Annotated in this window: 13 protein-coding genes and 2 pseudogenes; 10 read left to right on the top strand and 5 right to left on the bottom strand. The window is 71.6% G+C overall.

Annotation, left to right across the window (positions count from 1 at the left end; all coding sequences use genetic code 11):
- Nucleotides 1-1,104 (bottom strand): pyridoxal-phosphate-dependent aminotransferase family protein (locus L0P92_RS32485; RefSeq protein ID WP_234766639.1); only part of this gene is annotated, 1,104 nt, incomplete at its 3' end.
- Between the two features lie 182 nt (nucleotides 1,105-1,286).
- Between L0P92_RS32485 and L0P92_RS32480 the strand changes: the two genes are divergently transcribed.
- The 10 genes from L0P92_RS32480 to L0P92_RS32435 all read left to right on the top strand — a co-directional run bounded on the left by L0P92_RS32480 (nucleotide 1,287) and on the right by L0P92_RS32435 (nucleotide 12,916).
- Nucleotides 1,287-2,138, top strand: a complete 852-nt coding sequence (locus L0P92_RS32480; protein ID WP_234766638.1) for a transporter substrate-binding domain-containing protein — start codon at nucleotides 1,287-1,289, stop codon at nucleotides 2,136-2,138.
- Nucleotides 2,135-2,968, top strand: coding sequence for an amino acid ABC transporter permease (locus tag L0P92_RS32475; RefSeq protein ID WP_234766637.1), 834 nt, complete (start codon nucleotides 2,135-2,137; stop codon nucleotides 2,966-2,968). The genes L0P92_RS32480 and L0P92_RS32475 overlap by 4 nt, the downstream gene beginning before the upstream one ends.
- On the top strand, nucleotides 2,965-3,765 hold the full coding sequence (locus L0P92_RS32470) for an amino acid ABC transporter ATP-binding protein (protein WP_308289776.1): 801 nt from the start codon (nucleotides 2,965-2,967) through the stop codon (nucleotides 3,763-3,765). The genes L0P92_RS32475 and L0P92_RS32470 overlap by 4 nt, the downstream gene beginning before the upstream one ends.
- A 64-nt stretch (nucleotides 3,766-3,829) precedes the next feature.
- Nucleotides 3,830-4,921 (top strand): amidohydrolase family protein, encoded by a 1,092-nt coding sequence (locus L0P92_RS32465; protein WP_234766636.1) that lies wholly within the window; start codon nucleotides 3,830-3,832, stop codon nucleotides 4,919-4,921.
- A gap of 286 nt (nucleotides 4,922-5,207) precedes the next feature.
- Nucleotides 5,208-6,140 (top strand): SCO1860 family LAETG-anchored protein, encoded by a 933-nt coding sequence (locus tag L0P92_RS32460; RefSeq protein ID WP_234766635.1) that lies wholly within the window; start codon nucleotides 5,208-5,210, stop codon nucleotides 6,138-6,140.
- A 196-nt stretch (nucleotides 6,141-6,336) separates the two neighbouring features.
- Entirely contained in the window at nucleotides 6,337-7,191 is an 855-nt protein-coding gene (locus L0P92_RS32455; protein ID WP_234766634.1) for an ABC transporter permease, read from the top strand.
- A 47-nt stretch (nucleotides 7,192-7,238) separates the two neighbouring features.
- A complete protein-coding gene (locus L0P92_RS32450; protein WP_234766640.1) occupies nucleotides 7,239-8,099 on the top strand; it encodes a carbohydrate ABC transporter permease in 861 nt (286 codons plus the stop codon).
- A 69-nt stretch (nucleotides 8,100-8,168) separates the two neighbouring features.
- Nucleotides 8,169-9,818, top strand: a complete 1,650-nt coding sequence (locus tag L0P92_RS32445; protein WP_234766633.1) for an extracellular solute-binding protein — start codon at nucleotides 8,169-8,171, stop codon at nucleotides 9,816-9,818.
- A gap of 32 nt (nucleotides 9,819-9,850) precedes the next feature.
- On the top strand, nucleotides 9,851-10,921 hold the full coding sequence (locus L0P92_RS32440) for a LacI family DNA-binding transcriptional regulator (RefSeq protein ID WP_234766632.1): 1,071 nt from the start codon (nucleotides 9,851-9,853) through the stop codon (nucleotides 10,919-10,921).
- Nucleotides 10,922-11,041: 120 nt separating this feature from the next.
- The gene (locus L0P92_RS32435) at nucleotides 11,042-12,916 is read left to right on the top strand and encodes a DUF2264 domain-containing protein (RefSeq protein ID WP_234766631.1); all 1,875 of its coding nucleotides are present in this window, start codon (nucleotides 11,042-11,044) and stop codon (nucleotides 12,914-12,916) included.
- On the opposite strand, the gene cobC is transcribed toward L0P92_RS32435, so the two are convergent.
- The 4 genes and pseudogenes from cobC to L0P92_RS32415 form a co-directional block, all read right to left on the bottom strand.
- The gene (gene cobC / locus L0P92_RS32430) at nucleotides 12,864-13,925 is read right to left on the bottom strand and encodes an Rv2231c family histidinol phosphate aminotransferase CobC (protein ID WP_234766630.1); all 1,062 of its coding nucleotides are present in this window, start codon (nucleotides 13,923-13,925) and stop codon (nucleotides 12,864-12,866) included. The genes L0P92_RS32435 and cobC overlap by 53 nt on opposite strands.
- The gene (locus tag L0P92_RS32425; RefSeq protein WP_308289775.1) at nucleotides 13,915-14,694 is read right to left on the bottom strand and encodes a sirohydrochlorin chelatase; all 780 of its coding nucleotides are present in this window, start codon (nucleotides 14,692-14,694) and stop codon (nucleotides 13,915-13,917) included. The genes cobC and L0P92_RS32425 overlap by 11 nt, the downstream gene beginning before the upstream one ends.
- A gap of 86 nt (nucleotides 14,695-14,780) precedes the next feature.
- Nucleotides 14,781-15,158, bottom strand: a pseudogene (locus L0P92_RS32420) (cobalamin biosynthesis protein); the annotation flags it as partial.
- Between the two features lie 2 nt (nucleotides 15,159-15,160).
- Nucleotides 15,161-15,826 (bottom strand): annotated as a pseudogene (locus tag L0P92_RS32415) (cobyrinate a,c-diamide synthase); the annotation flags it as partial.

Raw genomic sequence — 15,826 nt, 5'->3', positions numbered from 1 at the left:
GGTGGTCACCGTCCGCAGCGCCCCCTCCGCATCCACGTCCAGCCCCTCCTCCGCCAGCGCAGCGCCCAGCGCCGCCACGCACCCCCGCACCACACCAACCGCCGCATCGGGCCCGTAGTGATTGACCCGGATCATCTCCTTCGCCAACGCCCCACCCCCGGCGACCAGCGGCAACCCCGGTTCGCTCGCCACCGCCCGAGCCACCACCTCCGACGCGACCACCCCCACCGGCACCCTCAACGTCGTAGCGACCGGAGCAGCCTCCCGCACGTCGTGCACATACGGCTCCAACCCCCCACCCAGAGCCACCACCCCGGCCCGAGTGGCCAGCGCGGCGGCCCGATGCCGGCCCATCACCGCCTCCAACCCGTCCCCCTCGATCCGCTCCACACACGCCTCCAGCGCCAGCATCTCCAGCTGAGCCGGCGCGTGCAGCAGCGCCTTGCGCCCCCTGTCGACCCACCGTTCCTTCCAGTCCAGCAGCGACAGATACGACCGCCGCGGCGCCCGGGGATTCGACGCCATCCGCGCCCACGCCCGCTCGCTCACCGACACCGCCGACACCCCGGCCGGCCCGCCCATCGCCTTCTGCGCCCCGATGACACACAGATCCACACCCCACGCGTCCGGCAACACCGGCTCGGCCCCGATCGAGGCCACGGCGTCCAGGTAGAACAGCGCCCCGTGCGCCCGCACGACCTCACCGATCTCCGCCACAGGATTGGTGTTGCCGGTCGCCGCCTCCGCGTGGACGAGGGACACGAAGTCGATCTCGGGGTGCTCGGCGAAGGCCTGACGGATCTGGTCCGCGGTGACCGCCGTATGGAAGGGCACCGCCAGATCGATCACGGTCGCGCCGCAGTCCCGCAACCAGTCCCCGAAGGTCTGACCATAGGGACCGGTGATCACGTTCAGCGCGACCGTCCCCGGCCCTGCCGTCCCCCGGATCGCCCCCTCCAGCGGCAGCAACGCCTCACCCTGCATGATCACGACGTCCTGCCCGGTACCGAGCAACCGCGCCACCCGGTCCTCGATCGCGGCGAATCGCGCGGCGCTCAGTGGGGCCAGGTCCAGGAAGGGATGGGTCGAGGCGGGGTGGGTCACGGCTGGCTCTCTTCGCTCTCTTCGCTCCGGGGATCGACGTGACGAGCGTAACCGTGAGCCCCAACGCCCCTTCCCACACCCGACTTCTTAGGTCGAACGGCCCCTTAACCATCGGTTTGGTTTGGGGATCTCAAACCTCTCCTTATAATCGGAACTCACAGTTCCCTGACAGGAGGCCCCCCGTGAAGACGACCCTCGGGCGCCGGACCCGCGTTCTGGCCGCCACCACCGCGACGGCCGGGCTGGTGCTCGTGGCCGGCTGCTCCTCCGACGACAACGGCGGCAGCGGTTCGAAGACGGCGGCCGGTGGTGTCGAAGTCGTCAAGGCGGGCCAGCTCACCACCTGCACCCACCTGCCGTACCCGCCCTTCCAGTCGGAGATCGACGGCAAGGTGCAGGGCTTCGACGTCTCGCTGATCGACCTGGTCGCGGACGACCTCGGTGTGAAGCAGGCGATCGTCGACCAGCCCTTCGAGAACTTCAAGACCGGTGGTTCCCTCAACGCCGGCCAGTGCGACCTCGCCGCCGCCGGCATGACCATCACCGAGGAGCGCAAGAAGAACGTCGACTTCTCGGACCCGTACTTCGAGGCCACCCAGGCCGTCCTCGTCGACAAGAAGAGCGGCATCTCGTCCTTCGCCGACCTCAAGGGCAAGAAGGTCGGCGCCCAGGCGCAGACCACCGGCGAGGACTACGCCAAGAGCAAGGGCCTGGACCCGGTCTCCTTCGAGTCCTCCGACGCCGTGATCAACGGCCTGCGCACCGGCCAGGTCCAGGCGGTCGTCATCGACTACCCCGTCGTCCAGGGCTGGCTCAAGGACAAGGCCAACGCCGACGCCTTCGAGGTCGCCGAGCAGATCAACACCGGTGAGCAGTACGGCTTCACGGTGAAGAAGGGCAACACCAAGCTCCGCGAGGCCATCAACAAGGCCATCGCGGACGCGAAGGCCGACGGCACGTACAAGAAGCTGTACGAGCAGTGGATCGGCCCGTACGACGAGTCCGCGGCCTCCGCGTCCCCGTCCGCCTCATGACGGGCACGGACGTACCGCTCCAGCCGAAGAAGAAGGGCCTGACCCGGCGCCAGAAGCGCAGCCTGTCCCGCGGCATCCAGTACGCCGTCTTCGTCGCGGCCGTGATCGCCTTCGCGGTCGCGGCCGACTGGGACCGGCTCGCCAACCAGTTCGCGCAGGGCGACATCGCCCGGCAGATGTTCCCGGACGTCATCACGCTGGCGCTGAAGAACACCGTGCTCTACACCGTGTCCGGCTTCGTCGTAGGACTGGTCCTCGGCATGGTGATCGCGCTGATGCGGCTGTCGTCCGTGGGCCCGTACCGCTGGCTCGCCGGCGTCTACATCGAGATCTTCCGCGGCCTGCCCGCCCTGCTGATCTTCATCTTCATCGGGGTCGCCGTACCGCTGGCCTTCCCGGGCACGGAGATCCCCGGTGGCACCTACGGCAAGGTCGCGCTCGCGCTCGGCCTGGTGGCCGCCGCGTACATGGCGGAGACGATCCGCGCGGGCATCCAGGCGGTGCCCAAGGGGCAGATGGAGGCGGCCCGTTCGCTCGGCTTCTCGCCCGCCCGCGCCATGATCTCGATCATCATCCCGCAGGCGTTCCGGATCATCCTCCCGCCGCTGACCAACGAACTCGTCCTGCTCTTCAAGGACTCCTCGCTGGTGCTGTTCCTCGGTGTCACCCTGGAGGAGCGCGAGCTGTCCAAGTTCGGCCGCGACCTGGCCAGCCAGACCGCCAACTCCACGCCGATCCTGGTCGCGGGCCTGTGCTATCTGCTGGTGACCATCCCGCTCGGCTTCGTCGTGCGCCGTATGGAGGCCAAGGCCCAGGAGGCCGTGAAGTGACCGAGAAGACCCAGACCCCAGGCGCCCGGGCGGAGATCGACGTCCGGGGCCTGCACAAGTCCTTCGGCGCCAACGAGGTGCTGCGCGGCATCGATCTGGAGATCAAACAGGGCGAGGTCGTCTGCGTGATCGGCCCGTCCGGCTCGGGCAAGTCGACGCTGCTGCGGTGCGTGAACCTGCTCGAAGAGCCCAGCAAGGGCCAGGTCTTCGTCGGCGGCGCCGAGCTCACCGACCCGGACGTCGACATCGACGCCGTACGCCGCCGTATCGGCATGGTCTTCCAGCAGTTCAATCTGTTCCCGCACCTCACGGTGACCGAGAACCTCACCCTGCCGCAGCGCCGGGTGCTCGGGCGGGACAAGGCCGCCGCCGCGAAGGTCGCCGCCGAGAACCTGGAGCGCGTCGGCCTGTCCGAGAAGGCGTCGGCCTACCCTGCCTCCCTCTCCGGCGGCCAGCAGCAGCGCGTCGCCATCGCCCGCGCTCTCGCCATGGGGCCGGACGTGATGCTGTTCGACGAACCGACGTCGGCGCTCGACCCCGAGCTGGTCGGGGACGTCCTGGCCGTGATGCGCATGCTCGCCAACGAGGGCATGACGATGATGGTCGTCACCCACGAGATGACCTTCGCACGCGAGGTCGCCGACCGGGTCGTCTTCATGGACGGCGGCGTCATCGTCGAGGACGGCACCCCCGACCAGGTCATCGGCAACCCCCGGCACGAACGCACCCGCCATTTCCTGTCTCGGCTCCTGGACCCCGCTATGGCAGAAGTCGAGGAGGAGGACAGCGCCCCGTAAGGGGCGCGGGGAACTGCGCGACCAGCCACAACGGACCCGCAGCCGAAGAACTATCGTGCGTGGCATGAACGATCAGCCGGTGCTGCACGTGAAGGGGCGGGTCCTCGTCGGCCCGAACGAGATCCACGACGAGTTGTGGGTGATCGACGGCCGGATCACCTACGACCGTCCAGCCCGTGCCCGCGACACCCGTACCGTCGAGGGCTGGACCCTCCCCGGCCTCGTCGACGCCCACTGCCACGTCGGCCTGGGCCCACACGGCCCCGTTCCGGAGGACACCGCCGAGAAGCAGGCGCTCACCGACCGCGACGCCGGCACCCTGCTCATCCGCGACGCCGGTTCCCCCTCCGACACCCGCTGGGTCGACGACCGCGAGGACCTGCCGAAGATCATCAGGGCCGGCCGGCACATCGCCCGCACCCGCCGCTACATCCGCGGCTACGCCCACGAGATCGAACCGGAGGACCTGGTCGCCTACGTCGCCCAGGAGGCCCGCCGCGGCGACGGCTGGGTCAAGCTGGTCGGCGACTGGATCGACCGCGACCTCGGGGACCTCGCACCGAGCTGGCCAAGGGATGCCGTCGAGGCGGGCATCGCTCAGGCCCACCGCTTGGGCGCCCGGGTCACCGCGCACTGCTTCTCCGAGGACTCCCTCCAGGACCTCGTCGAGGCCGGCATCGACTGCATCGAGCACGCCACCGGCCTGACGGAGGACCTGATCCCCCTCTTCGTCGAGCACGGGGTCGCCATCGTCCCCACCCTCGTGAACATCGCGACCTTCCCGAACCTGGCCGACGGCGGCGAGTCCAAGTTCCCGCGCTGGTCGGCCCATATGCGCCGGCTCCACGAACGCCGCTACGACACCGTCCGCTCCGCCTACGACGCCGGCATCCCGGTCTTCGTCGGCACCGACGCGGGCGGCACCCTGCCGCACGGCCTGGTGGCCGCCGAGGTGGAGGAACTCGTCACCGCCGGCCTCCCCGCGGTCGAGGCCCTCGCGGCGACGACCTGGTCGGCCCGGGCCTGGCTCGGCCGCCCCGGCCTGGAGGAGGGCGCCGCGGCCGACCTCGTGGTGTACGAGTCCGACCCGCGGGCGGACGTACGGGTACTGGCAGCGCCTCGACGGGTGGTGCTGAACGGGCGGGTCGTCGGCTGACCCGACGGGACGCGACGGACGAGACGGAGGAGACGGGGCGTTACGGAGCGTGAGGGACTCCCGTGGTGGGCCGTAGTGCGCGCCGTCCCGCGCTCCGGAGCGTCAACCCGCGTATTCGCAAGGATGCCGGTGCGACGGTGAAAGCATGGAACACCCGTGCCGCACGATTCGAAAAAGTTCACGGAAACCCCACGTAGGAGTGAAGTCCTGGCGGATTGCTGACTGTTCACTCTCGGTACGCGATTCTTGCCGGGTCCCGAGCAAGTCTCCCCTGGGGGTCCCCACCTTGAACGGCAAGAACTTCCGCCTGCCCGCACGCCGTCTCGCCACCGTCGCGACGGCAACCGCCCTGGCCGCCGGTCCCGCGGCCCTGGGCGCCGCGGGCACCGCGCACGCGACCGGTGACGAGGGTCGCGCGAGCGCCGTCGTGCTCCGTACCGGGCTCGACGTCTCCCTGCTCAACAAGACCGTGAACGTCCCGCTCGCGGTCTCCCTCAACGAAGTGCAGGCGCCGCGGAGCGCCGAGAAGACCACGCTGACCGCCGAGTTGAACGGCGTCGACGGCGGCCGGCCCTTCAGCGTCCTGAACGCCGAGGTCGCCCAGTCGAAGGCCACGGTCGAGGACGGCAAGGCCGAGGGGTACACCCACCTCGCCCACGCCAAGGTCCACGTCCCCGGTCTGCCGCTGCTCTCCCTCATCGAGGTCGGCCAGGTCACCTCCAAGGCGACCTGCGAGGCCGGCAGGACGCCGACGGCCACCTCCAACCTGCTCGGCGACGTCACCGTGCTGGGCAAGAAGGTCACCCTGACCGCGGGCGGCACCACGAACGTCGAGGTACCGGGCGTGGGCGACGTGCGCCTCGACTACTCCAGGACGGAGAAGACCTCGCGTACGGCCGCCGCCACCGCCCTCGAACTCAAGGTCTCCGTCAACCCGTTGAAGCTGAACGTGGCCGACGTCCAGGGCACCCTGACCCTGGCCGAGGCGACCTGCGAGACCCCGGCCGCCCCCGCCCGGCAGGCCGACCCGAGCGAGGCGCCCGGCACCGACCCGGGTGCCGGTTCGGCCGGCGACGTGAAGCCCCAGGGCGAGTCCGGTGACGAGGGCCTCGCCGAGACCGGCGGCAGCTCGATGACGCCGTACATCGCGGGCGGCGCGGTGGCCCTGCTGCTCGCGGGCGGCGGAGCGGTGGCCCTGGCGCGGCGCGGCAGGAGCTGACCGAGCCGGGAGCCCTCCCGGCGGACTCCGTGAGTCGACGCCGACTCCGTCAGTCGATGTCGTCAGTCAACAGCCCTTACTGTCAGGGCTGTTGACTGCTGCCTGAAAACGTTTTAACTTCCCCTCACTCCAACTCCGAGATACGAGGGGATCAGTGGAGCGTAAACGGTTTCAATCCCGCGCCCTCCTCCTGCTCATGCTCCCCGGCCTCGCCTACTTCCTGCTGTTCCACTACGGCGCCCTGGTCGGCAACGTCATCGCCTTCAAGGAGTACGTCCCCTTCGACGGCCTCTGGGGCAGCCCCTGGGTGGGCCTCGGCAACTTCCAGCGGATGTTCGAGGACGCCGCGTTCTGGGACTCCGTCGTCAACACGGTCTGGATCGCCGTCCTCCAGCTCGTCTTCTACTTCCCGGTGCCGCTCGCCCTCGCCCTGCTGCTGCACAGCCTCACCTGGAGCACGGTCCGCCGCTTCGTGCAGTCGGTGGCGTATCTGCCGCACTTCATCTCGTGGGTGATCGTCGTCGCCCTCTTCCAGCAGGTCCTCGGCGACACCGGGCTGCTCAACTCCTCGCTGGACGGCATGGGGCTGCACACCGTCGACATCATCGGCGACCCCGATGCCTTCAAGCCGCTTGTGGTCGCCCAGGTCATCTGGAAGGACGCCGGCTGGGGCACGATCATCTTCCTCGCCGCGCTCGCGCAGGTCGACGAGCAGCAGTACGAGGCCGCCGCGATCGACGGCGCCGGGCCCTGGCGCCGCTTCTGGCACGTCACGCTGCCCGCCATCCGCCCGGTGATCGTGCTGCTGCTGATCATGCGGCTCGGCGACATCCTCTCCGTCGGCTTCGAGCAGATGCTCCTGCAGCGTGACGCGGTCGGCCCGGAGGCCGCCGAGATCATCGACACCTTCGTCTACTACCAGGGCATCGTCGGCGGCGACTACGGGTTCGCGGCCGCCGCGGGCCTGTTCAAGGGCGTGATCGGCGCGCTCCTTGTCTACGCCGCCAACAAGGTCGCCCACCGCCTCGGCGAACAGGGGGTCTACAAGTGAGTGCCGGAACCCGAGCCGGAACCCGTGCCCCCGCCCGTCCGGGCTGGATGGAGAAGCCGAGGCCCGTCACCCAGGGCGCGAAGGCGGTGGCCCTGGTCGCCGTCGTCCTGCTGGTCTGTGTGCCGTTCCTCGTCATCGTCTCGACCTCGCTCGCCTCCACCGACGAGGTCGTGGCGAACGGCGGCTGGGTGCTGTGGCCGACCGAGCCCAGCCTCGACGCCTACCGCGACATCCTCGACGGCGGCATCGTCACCCACGCCCTGGGTGTCAGCGCGGGCGTGACCATCGTCGGCACCCTGCTCAGCCTGGCCTGCACGGTCACCCTCGCCTACGCCCTCTCCCGCCCCGGCGTCCTCGGCGGCCGGCCCGTCCTGCTCCTGGTCCTGTTCACCTTCCTCTTCCCACCCGGCATGATCCCGAGCTTCCTGCTGGTCAAGGAGCTGGGCCTGCTGGACAGTTACGCCTCGCTGGTGCTGCCCGTCCTCGTCAACGTCTTCAACCTCGTCGTCCTGCGCGGCTTCTTCCAGGGCATCCCCGAGGAGCTGTACGAGGCCGCGCGGCTCGACGGCGCGGGCGACTGGCGTGTACTCGTCTCCGTCGTACTGCCGCTGTCCAAGGCCGCGTTGGCCGTGGTCGGCCTCTTCTACGCGGTGGCCTACTGGAACTCCTGGTTCTACGCCTCGCTCTACCTGGAGAGCGACCACTGGCCCCTCCAGCAGGTCCTGCGCACCTACGTCATCGCGGGCTCCGGACTCACCGACGCCACCACCGGCGAGGGCACCGTCACCGCGCCGCAGACCGTGCAGATGGCGGTCCTGGTGATCGCCACCGTGCCGATCCTGCTCGTCTACCCGTTCCTGCAGAAGTACTTCACCAAGGGCGTGCTCACCGGCGCCATCAAGAGCTGACGCGGCATCAATGTCAGCGGCATCAATATCCGCAGCATCAACACCCGTACGCAGAGAGGTGATTCGCCCATGCCCGGCATGTCCCGACGTACCGTACTGCGTTCCGTGGCCGCCGGTGGCGCCGCAGCCACCGTCCCCGGTCTGCTGACCGCCTGCTCCACGAGCTCCGGCGACAGCGACGTCTCCAACGCCGGCAAAGAGCTGGCCCCCTGGCCCGCGTACAGAGCCGCAGCGGGCCCCAAGCCGGACCTCGCCCCCACCGACGCGGGCGTCCAGGCCGGCTACACCTCCTACCCCGCCGACCTCGTCAAGTCCGTCCCCCGCACCCCCGGCGACGGCTCCACCGTCAAGGTCATGTCGGTCTCCTTCGGCACCCCGCCCAAGCCGGCCTCCGCCAACCAGTTCTGGGCTGCCGTCGAGAAGGCCCTCGGGGTGAAGATCGAGTACACGATCATCTCCCAGGCCGACTACCAGAAGAAGATGGCGACGGTGATGGCGGGCGACCCCGACACCCTCCCGGACATCATCAACCTGTTCTCCGGCTTCGTCCTGCCCCGCGAGGCCGAGTTCGTGCAGCGGCGCGCCGAGGACCTCACACCGTTCCTCTCCGGCGAGGCGGTCGGCGACTATCCCAACCTCGCCGGTATCCCCACCCACGCCTGGCGCGACATGGGCCGCATCGCCGGCCGTCTCTACGGCATCCCGCTGGAACGCCCGCTGCCCGGCTCGACCCTCTGGCTCAACCAGGGCATGTTCGCCGACGCGGGCATGAAGGAGGGCTGGACCGCCGACGACTTCGCCGCCGTGGCCAAGCGGGCCACCGGCGGCCGTACGTACGCGCTCGGCGCCGCCAACGGCTCCCTGTTCGGCAACGCCGTCCACTCCGCCGCCCACAACGCGCCCCAGAACTGGGCCGTCACGAAGGACGGCACCTTCCTGCCCGCCTGCGCCGACGAACGGTACAAGGCATCCATCGCCTTCCAGGCCCGGCTACGGAAAGACGGCTGCTACCACCCCGACGCCACGTCCATCTCCCAGATCGACCTGACCACCCTCTACTACAACGGCACCGTCGGCTCCATGCAGGACGGCTTCGGCGCCTACCTGCCCAAGTACCGCGAGGCACCGGACGCAATGACCCCGGCCGCGGCGCTCCCGTACAGCGTCGGCGGCGAGCCGGGCGGCATCGTCGCGGCCCGCCGCTCCTTCGGGTACACCGTGCTGAAGAAGGCGAAGAAGGAACGGATCGAGCTGCTCCTGCGCGTCCTCGACCACCTCGCCGCCCCCTTCGGCAGCCAGGAATGGGAGCTCGTCCACTACGGCGTCGAGGGCATCCACTTCACCCGCGGCAAGGACGGCTCACCCGAGCCCACCAGGCTCGGCGAGACCGAGAACAACACCAACCTGCCGCTGAAGTACCTCGCCGAAGGCCCCCAGGTGCTGTTCGTGCCGGGCATGCCGGACGCCGTACGGGCCCTGCACGCCTGGCAGCAGAAGGTCGTCCCGCACGCGATCCGCGACGCCTCCTTCGGGCTCCAGTCGCGCACCAGGAACTCCCAGGGCACCACCCTCAAGGCCCTCCTCGACGACACCGTCACCGGGATCGTCGCGGGACGGCTGCCGCTGACGGAGTGGGACGACGCGGTCAGGACTTGGCGGTCCCGGGGCGGCGACAGAATGGCCGAGGAGTTCGCGAAGGACCACGCGGCCAACGCGTGAGCGGCGGGCCGACGGAACAGGAGGCGCGGGGGATGGGGAACACCATGGGGGACACGGGGCAGCCCAGGCGGAGGGTGACGATCCGCGAGGTCGCCGAGCGGGCGGGCGTGTCCGTGGCCACGGCGTCGCGCGCGCTCAGCGGCAACCATCCCGTGCCCACCTCGACCCGGACCCGCGTACTGCGCGCCGCGCGCGACCTCGACTACGTCGCCAACGCGCACGCCCGTGCCCTGGTGGGCGGCGGCCGGAAGATGGCCGCCGTCGTCGTCCGCCAGGTCACCAGCCCGTTCTACGCCCAGGTAGCCGAGGGCGTCGAGGCGGAGGCCGCCGACCGGGGCTGGCTCTGCGTGGTCGGCGCGACCGGCGGGGATCCGCAGCGGGAGATGGAGTTCGTGCAGCTGATGCGGGAGGAGGGGGCGCGGCTGGTGATCCTGGTCGGCGGGGTCGTCGAGGACGACGCGTACCGCTCGCGCGTGGCCCACTACGCGCAGGCGCTGGCCGCGTCGGGGGCGCGGCTGGTGTTGTGCGGCCGGCCCGCTCCGGATCCCGACATCCCCGCGCTGGTCGTCGAGTTCGACAACGAGGCCGGTGCCCGGGCCGTCACCGGGCATCTGCTGTCGGCCGGTCATCGGCGGATCGTGTTCCTCGGCGGGCTGCCGGGCAACACGGCGCTGGACGCGCGTGTCGCCGGTTACCGGGCCGCGCTCGCCGAGCACGGGGTGCCTGCGGCGGCTGGGCGGGTCGTGGACTGTGGGTTGGGGCGGGCGGCGGGGTTGCGGGCCATGGCTGAACTTCTCAAGGAGACGCGGGAGTTCACTGCGGTGGTTGCCGGGGACGACATGGTTGCCGCGGGGGCGTTGCGTGCCATTGCGGATGCGGGCCTGCGGGTGCCGGAGGACGTCTCGGTCGTCGGGTACAACGACATTCCGCTTGCCGAGGACTTCAATCCGCCGCTGACGACTGTTCGTACGCCGGCCGAGGAGCTTGGGCGGGCCGCCGTGCGGATTGCTCTGCGTGATCCTGAGCAGGCCTCGGGGAATCACCATGTGCTGGGCACGCACATCGTTGTGCGCCGGAGCGTCGCCTCGCCTCGGGGGGCGTAGGCGGCTGCGGGTGGTTTGTGGCTGGTCGCGCCCACGCGGCGGAGCCGCATATCGACACAGTCCCGCGCCCCTTTAAGGGCGCGTCACTCCCGCCAACTGACAGACGGAGGACTTGCCCACGTGCCCGAGCTCGACTCTCTACTCTCGCCGATCACCTGCTGGACCCGCGCTCACTGGGAGAACGTCGCCGACCGGCTCCTCGACGGGCTGTTGCCCTACGCGACCCCCAGCCTCGCCCAGTACCGTCTCCCCGGTCCGCCCAGTCACTCCGGCCCCTGGTCGGACGGCCTGGAAGGCTTCGCGCGCTCCTTTCTGCTGGCCGCGTTCCGTATCGCGGGCTCGGGCGGACGGGTCGGCCCGGCCCTCGTCGAGCGGTACGCCGTCGGACTGGCCGCCGGTACCGATCCGTACCACCCAGAGCACTGGCCGCCGATCACCGACCGGGCCCAGCCGATGGTCGAGGCCGCCTCGGTCGCGCTCGCGTTGCACGAGTCACGCGAGTGGCTGTGGGACCACCTGGACGACGGTGTACGGGAGCGGGTGTGCGGCTGGCTCGGGGGGTTCGTCGGTGCGGATGTCAACGACTCCAACTGGCGGCTGTTCCAGGTCATCACCGAGGAGTTCCTCGCGTCGGTCGGCGCCCCGCACAGCCGCGGCGAGATCGACGCGGGGCTCGCCCGGCTGGACGACTGGTACCGGGGCGGGGGCTGGTACACCGACGGTGACGGGCGGAAGTTCGACTACTACAACGCCTGGGCGCTGCACCTGTACCCGGTGCTGTGGGCGCGGATCGCTGGGACGCGGGCGGATCCGGCCACCGTGGGCCGGCACCGGGCGCGGCTGCGCGAGTTCCTCGCCGTCCACCAGCACTTCTTCGGCTCCGACGGCGCCCCCGTCCACCAGGGCCGCTCCCTCACCTACCGCTTCGCGGCCACCGCCCCGCTGTGGGCGGGCGTCCTCGCCGACGCCACCCCGCTCCCGCCGGGCCGCACCCGCCGCCTGGCCTCGGGCGCGCTGAAGCACTTCGCCGAGCGGGGCGTGCCCGACGAGCGGGGCCTGCTCAGCCTCGGCTGGTACCGGCCCTTCCTCCCCGTCACCCAGCGCTACTCGGGCCCCGCCTCCCCGTACTGGGCGAGCAAGGCCTTCCTGGGACTGCTCCTGCCCGCCGACCACCCCGTCTGGACGGCACCGGAAGAGCCCGCCCCCGTGGACACGGCCGACGTCAGCCTGGCCCTGCCCGCCCCCGGCTGGCTGCTGCACGCCACCACGGCCGACGGCATCGTACGGCTGGTCAACCACGGCAGTGACCGCCTCCCGCCCTCACCGGCCATGGACGACGACAGCCCCCACTACGCCCGGTTCGCCTACTCCAGCGCGACCGCACCCGAAACACCGGGCGTCGACAACCACCTCGCGCTCCTGGCCCCCGACGGCACACCCTCCCCACGCGGGCGCATCCACCCCTTGGGCGCCGAAACCGGTCGGGCCGGGTCCCGCGCGCAGGACGGGCGGGTCGAAACCGTCAGCGTGGTGCGCGGCGCCTGGGAAGTACGGGTGCACCGACTTGACGTACCGCCCGGCACGCCGGTGCGGGAGGGCGGCTGGGCGGTGGCCGACGACGCGGCGCCGCCGGACGCGCAGACCGGTTCCGCCCGGGCCGTGGCCCGTCGCGCGGACGGACTGACCAGCGCGCTCGTCGGCCTGCACGGCTGGGACGACGCCGAGGCGTCGGTCGTACGGGCCGTCGGCACCAACGCGATGGGCCACCACTCGGCGACCCCCGTCCTCCAACTGCCGCAGGCCCGCACCCTGTTGGTGACCCTGGTCGTGCTCAGCGCCGACCCGCGGGCCTCGCTCACGGGGGCGGGCGCGAGCGTCGCCGCCGACGGCACCGTGGAGGTCCGCTTCCCCGACGGCACCGTGGAGCGCGTACCGGCCGGGCTCAGCGACGTGCCAGAGCCATCGCCCGGTCCAGCGCCCGCAGGAACCGGGTGACCGTCGCCCGGTCCCGCACCGCGAGCCGCAGCCACTCCTCGCCCAGCCCGGGGAAGGTGTCTCCGCGCCGCGCCGCGAACCCGAGGTCGCGCAGATGGTGCCGTACGGCGGCCGCCCCCGGCAGTCGTACGAGGACGAAGGGACCCTCGGCGGGCTCCACGACCCGGAGACCGAGCGAGGCGAACTCGCCGAGACCGGCGACGAGATGGGCCCGGTCGGCGGCGATGCGGTGGGCCGCGTGGGCCGCCTCCGCCAGGGCCGGCGGTGCCACGCAGGCCTCGGCGGCGGCGAGCGCGGGCGTGGAGACGGGCCACAGGGGCTGGGCGCGCTCCAGTTCGGCGATGGTCTCCGGCGCGGCGAGGACGTAGCCGATCCGCAGCCCGGCCAGCCCCCACGTCTTGGTCAGACTGCGCAGCACCACCAGACCCGGCACGTCCGTGCGCCCCGCCAGCGCCTCCCGCTCACCCGGCACCGCGTCCATGAACGCCTCGTCCACCACCAACGTCCGCCCGGGACGGGAGAGTCGGCCGATCGCGTCGGCCGGGTGCAGCACCGAGGTCGGGTTGGTGGGATTGCCGATGACCACCAGGTCGGCGGCCTCGGGAACCGCCGCCGGATCCAGCCGGAAACCGTCCTCCGCGCGCAGCAGCACCCGGTCGACGGTGTGCCCCGCGTCCCGCAGTGCCGCCTCCGGCTCCGTGAACTGCGGGTGCACGACGACCGGCCGCTGCACCTTCAGCGCCCGCGCCAGCAGCACGAACGCCTCCGCCGCCCCCGCCGTCAACAGCACCCGCTCCACCGGCAGCCCGTGCCGCGCCGCCACCGCCGCCCGCGCCGCCCGCCCGTCCGGGTAGGCCGCGAGCGAGCCCAGCGAGGCGGCGATCCGCTCCCGCAACCATACGGGCGGCGTGTCCGCGCGGACGTTCACGGCGAGGTCGACGAGCGCCGAACCGTCGTCACGGACCTCGGCGTCGCCGTGGTGCCGAAGGTCGTGTACTTCACTGTGCATGGGAGAGCGCCGCCTCCTCGTACCGCTCCATCACCAGATCCAGCAACTCCGGCACCGCGCCGAGGACCTCGGCCGACCGCACCTCGGTCTCCGGGTGCGCCGCGGCCCACCCCTCGGCCTGATCGCGCACCCGGTCCGGAAGGACGCCCGGGAACAGGAAGTACGGCAGCACCACGATCCGCCGCGCCCCGAGCTTCACGCACCGGTCGAGCCCGCTCGGCACGTCCGGCGCCGCCAGCGACACGAACGCCGTCTCCACGCCCGCGAAACCGCGCCCCTCCCACAACAGCCGCGCCGCCCTGTGCACCTCGGCGTTGGCGTCCGGGTCGGTCGAGCCCCGCCCGACCAGCAGCACCGTCACCTCGGCCCGGTCCCCTGGCGTGCGCCCCGCGGTGCCGAGCGCCTCGTCCAGCCGCCGCTCCAGCACGGCCAGTAGCGCGGGGTGCGGGCCCAGCGGACGGCCGTAGGTGTACGAGATCCCGGGGTGCCGCGCCTTCTCCCGGGCCAGCGCGGTCGGGAGGTCACCTGTGGCGTGCCCGGCGGGCACCAGCATCAGCGGCACCGCGGCGAACCGCCGTACCCCCCGCTCGACCAGCTCCGCGACGGCCTCGCCCAGCGGCGGCGCCGACAGCGCGAGAAAGCCGCCCGAGACGGGCAGCCCAGGATGCCGGCGCCCCAACTCCCGTACGAAGTCGCGGAACGCCTCGGCTCCGGCTTCGTCCCGGGTGCCATGACCGGCGATGAGCAGAGCGGGCGGCGGAGCGGTCACGATGACTCCTCGGAGGGTGGAACGGGATGGTGCGGCGGGACGCCGAAGACGCCGGCCCGGTCATCATGTCGCCCGTCCGGCTCTGCTCGCCGTACGACGGCACAGGTCGCCCTCGCCGGCCGGCCGTCGGCGTGCCGCGACTTCCGCTTCGGTACGAGGAGTTCGCCGCCGCCCGCGAGAGCGGCGGCCTCGGCGACCGAGCGGGTGCCGGTGGCGGCGAGGGACGCCTCGGAGGGGTGGGGGACGTCGACGGCGGCCAGCTCGCCGGCGGAGTAGGCGACGAGGGGGACACCCAGGCGCTCGGCGGCCTGGACGAGACCGGGTTCGCCGGCCTTGGCGTCGAGGGTGACGAGTTCGGCGAGGGACGCGGCGGAGAGGCCGACGTCGCCGAGCGCGCTCTCGATCAGCGCGAGGATCTCTCCGACGGAAACCCCCTGCGAGGCCCCGACACCGACCACGAGGGATCTCACGTGTCGCCCCCGTCCCCCGCCCGGCACTTCTCCACGAACCGCCGGGCGACACCGGGCTCGGCCGCCCAGTGCGTGTGCAGATAGCTGGCGTGCACCCCGCGCCGTACGAACCCCTCGACCCGCTTCTCCGGCAGCCGCATCCCCCAGGCGGGCAGCTCCCCCGCCCCGGGCTCCACGACCGTCCGGTGAAACTCGTGCCCCCGCATCCGCGTCCCGGCCACCGCGAGCACACTGTCACTCACGGCCACCGCGTCCCGGTACCCGAGCGTCAACCGCTCCGACATCCGAGCCCCGGCATCGAGCACACCACACATCGGCCGCCCGTCGAGCTCCCGGCACAGATACAACAACCCCGCACACTCGGCGGCGACCGGAGCCCCACCGAGCGCGAACTCCCCGATGGCCTTGCGCAGCGGCTCATTGGCGGACAGCTCGGCGGCATAAACCTCGGGAAACCCGCCCCCGACCACCAACCCACGCGTCCCCTCCGGCAGCCGTTCGTCCCGCAACGGATCAAAGGGCACGACCACGGCCCCCGCGGCAGCGAGCAACTCCCCGTGCTCGGCGTAGGAAAAGGTAAAGGCAGGCCCACCGGCGACGGCGACCACCGCCGTCCCGAGCCCCCACCCCCCCGCAGGGGGCTCGGGACGGCGGTGGTCGCC

Origin of the sequence: Streptomyces muensis, assembly GCF_021474425.1 — a bacterium.
Lineage (GTDB): Bacteria > Actinomycetota > Actinomycetes > Streptomycetales > Streptomycetaceae > Streptomyces > Streptomyces muensis.
Note: the sequence above shows the minus strand (reverse complement) of the source record. Positions and strands in the feature narration are given on the sequence as shown.